Below are 2853 nucleotides of genomic sequence, written 5' to 3'. Positions count from 1 at the left end.
TAGTCTGTACGGCCTCTTACCCGTGGATCAGGTAAACCATCAAAATGTTCTATTAAACTGCATGACATTAAATAACCCCTTATTTCCAAATAAGGCGCTATTTGATCATAACTACCAGTTATTTAAAAGGTTTTGGTGATCTTGCCCTGATTAAAATATTATTTAGCATGAAAATTCTGGTAAGATAAAGGACTTCACTTTTTTAACCCAGGAGAGTTTTTATGAAACGGATATTTGAGCCTCTTTTGCCAGCCCTTATAGCGCTTTCTGCCATGCCCGCACACGCATATCAATTGCCTCAAGGGCAGTTGAATCTTTCGTTAGGCGGAGCTTATGTCAATCAAGGCCAAGAACAGCTGATTAATATCCAAAGCACCTTTGGCAACATCCATACCGTCAATCAACACAATGACACCGTTTTTTTAGCCGGAGCCGGTTATTTTTTTGATGCATTTTCAGCACAACCCATTGATGTCGCCATCGGAACCAGCGTTTATTATTTAAGCCCTGCTACCGTTAATGGCCTCATTTATCTTGAGCGCACCTTTCCAAACTTAGGCTATCAATACAAAACCACCAACGTACCGCTCTATGCCAATGCCAAAGCGGCCTGGAAAAGACAAGACGAGCACGTATCCTTTGTTGTCGATGCGGGGGTTGGTCCTAATTTCATCAAAACCCATGGTTATCAAGAAACCTCTTTAGACGGGGGCGTTACCATTCCCAATCAGGCGTTTCATGGGGAGACTCAGGTCAAATTAAGTGCGATGGCAGGCATTGGGCTTCGATTAAATCAGGTATGGAACAATAAATCGCTTGAGGTAGGATATAAATACTTTTATTTAAATGAAGGCCACCTAAACCCAAGGCCTCAGGTTTTAAATCATCTTAAAACCGGAAATACTGATGCACACGCGCTAACCCTGACATTGATTGCCTAAAAAGGATATAAGGACATGAAAAAAATTACTTGTTTCACGTTATCACTCATCACCTCCGTAAGCTTTGCAGCCAATACGGGATTGCTTTTTGATGTGACCGCAAATAAGCCTAACTTAACCATCAAGCCTAACGTTAATTTTTTCTACTCCAGCGCGGGCATTCAAATCACATCACCGGGCTTTACCTTACAAAACCCAGGTCACCAAAACTGTACGCCGACATCCAGTGGGTTTTGCCTTTTTGCCGTAAGCCCTTCGCAACCAAAAACGTTGACCATAACAGGTGATGGGCAATTAACCTATAGGCTTTGCACCAATGGCGATGCGCCACTTAATTGTCAAAATTATACGGCGGATTTTTCAGATGGAGCTTCATGTACTGCTGCGGGTGGACAAACTGTGTCCGGTTCAAATGCATGTTGGGTACAAGAAACTATTATAAATTCTACTACAATTCTTCGGTGCTCAGATGTATGCACCCGTGCTGGGCTGACACTACAACAACCTGGCCCTGAAAATAATGAAACTCTCGCCTCAAATGTATGCTCAGCTTTTGGAAATACCGGTCCCGTAATAGAGGAATCTCCCGGAGATATAACGTTTATTGGAACTGTTTCTGTTGCTCCTGGCACTTGTTTTTGGGAGAATTTAACTGGAACAAACTGGAATAACCCAAATAATAGCGACTACAATGGGGTGACAGGCAGCTATTTTTGCCCATGTAATAATTAAATCCACCAAACGTAGTGCGCATTAGCGCCTTAATGCACGGGAAAAGGTTCTGTCGCAAAAACCTTCGTGAGCGACAAACGGATTTATTCTGGGCGAGCTTATGCCACAAGCGCATAAAACTGTTCAAAAATAGTCAACTCATTTGAGTGCGTATGCTGGTTTTTACGCAGCATGTGGTGTAACTCGATGCCTGATAATGTGGCTTCTGCGGAATGAAACGCTTTAAATCCCCGCATTCCATTAGTGATTTTTTTCACAAACCGGTGGCCTTGCTCAATGATGTTGTTGAGGTATTTTATTTGTCTTACCGTCATTTGCAAGGGCAATCCACCAAACATACATAACATAGCCAGCGCTAGATTGATTGTGTTGACCCCGGCTTTATTGGCACCACTCTTATCCATCGTAACTTTTTCAGGCAGCCCACTTGAGTCGATCGCTTTGTTGAAAAATGCCCATGCAGCAGGATCATCACGCTTCTCTGACAGCATGAAATCAACAGTTTGCCCTTCTTTGTCGACTGCGCGATACAGATATACCCGTAATCTTTCAAAATGCGTGTTTTTAGGCGCCTTTATTTTTTGTCCTGCCGCATTTTAAAAAGCGAGTAATGGCTCATTCCCTTGCGAGTTTTTTAAAATGCGGCAGGGCGAAAAAGAAAAAGCATAAATCACGCATTTTGAAAGATTACGGGTATAAACCCATTTCCCTTTGACCTTAATATAGGTTTCATCCATGCGCCATGATACACCAACTGGACGCTTACGCCGCCGACGAAAAGCTTCTTCTAGCTGTGGGGCGTAACGAATCACCCAACGGTTGATAGTTGAATGGTCTACTTTTAAACCCCGCTCTGCTGCTAACTCTTCAATATCGTGATAGCTCAACGCATAAGCCACATATCAACGAACCAGCATTAAAATAACACTGTCTTTGAAGTGCCGCTGCTTGAAGCTGATCATAAAATATCCAAATTCATTTGAAATGGGCTTAGTCTAACCAGTTCACGGTTTTTTTGCGACAGAACCTTGTATTGAGAGTTCTAGTGAGGCCAAAGCAATTATAAACAAATTAAAAAAGGGGTCTACAACAATTAAGGGGGCACTTTAATCAAGTTAGTATAAACTAACTCCTTGATTTAGCGATCAAAAGGAGATTAAAGTGCCCAAACATGATCTTA

General features: G+C 42.3%; 2 protein-coding genes and 2 pseudogenes. 2 read left to right on the top strand and 2 right to left on the bottom strand.

Annotated elements, in window-relative coordinates:
* Positions 1-221 precede the first annotated feature (221 nt).
* Entirely contained in the window at positions 222-941 is a 720-nt protein-coding gene (locus tag E1O47_RS11970) for an outer membrane beta-barrel protein (RefSeq protein WP_133131467.1), read from the top strand.
* A 15-nt stretch (positions 942-956) separates the two neighbouring features.
* Positions 957-1673: a hypothetical protein gene (locus E1O47_RS11965; protein ID WP_133131466.1), complete on the top strand. Its 717-nt coding sequence runs from the start codon at positions 957-959 to the stop codon at positions 1671-1673.
* Between the two features lie 98 nt (positions 1674-1771).
* On the opposite strand, the pseudogene E1O47_RS11960 reads toward E1O47_RS11965, so the two are convergent.
* A pseudogene (locus tag E1O47_RS11960) lies at positions 1772-2212 on the bottom strand (DDE-type integrase/transposase/recombinase); the annotation flags it as partial.
* Between the two features lie 162 nt (positions 2213-2374).
* Positions 2375-2635, bottom strand: a pseudogene (locus E1O47_RS11955) (IS6 family transposase); the annotation flags it as partial.
* Positions 2636-2853: the final 218 nt, after the last annotated feature.

Origin of the sequence: Legionella yabuuchiae (genome assembly GCF_900640115.1) — a bacterium.
GTDB lineage: Bacteria > Pseudomonadota > Gammaproteobacteria > Legionellales > Legionellaceae > Legionella_A > Legionella_A yabuuchiae.
This window is presented reverse-complemented; position numbering and strand designations above follow the sequence as displayed.

Coding starts and splice junctions, on each gene's coding strand:
- E1O47_RS11970 (WP_133131467.1), top strand. CDS start 222: ATGAAACGGATATTTGAGCCTCTTTTGCCAGCCCTTATAGCGCTTTCT.
- E1O47_RS11965 (WP_133131466.1), top strand. CDS start 957: ATGAAAAAAATTACTTGTTTCACGTTATCACTCATCACCTCCGTAAGC.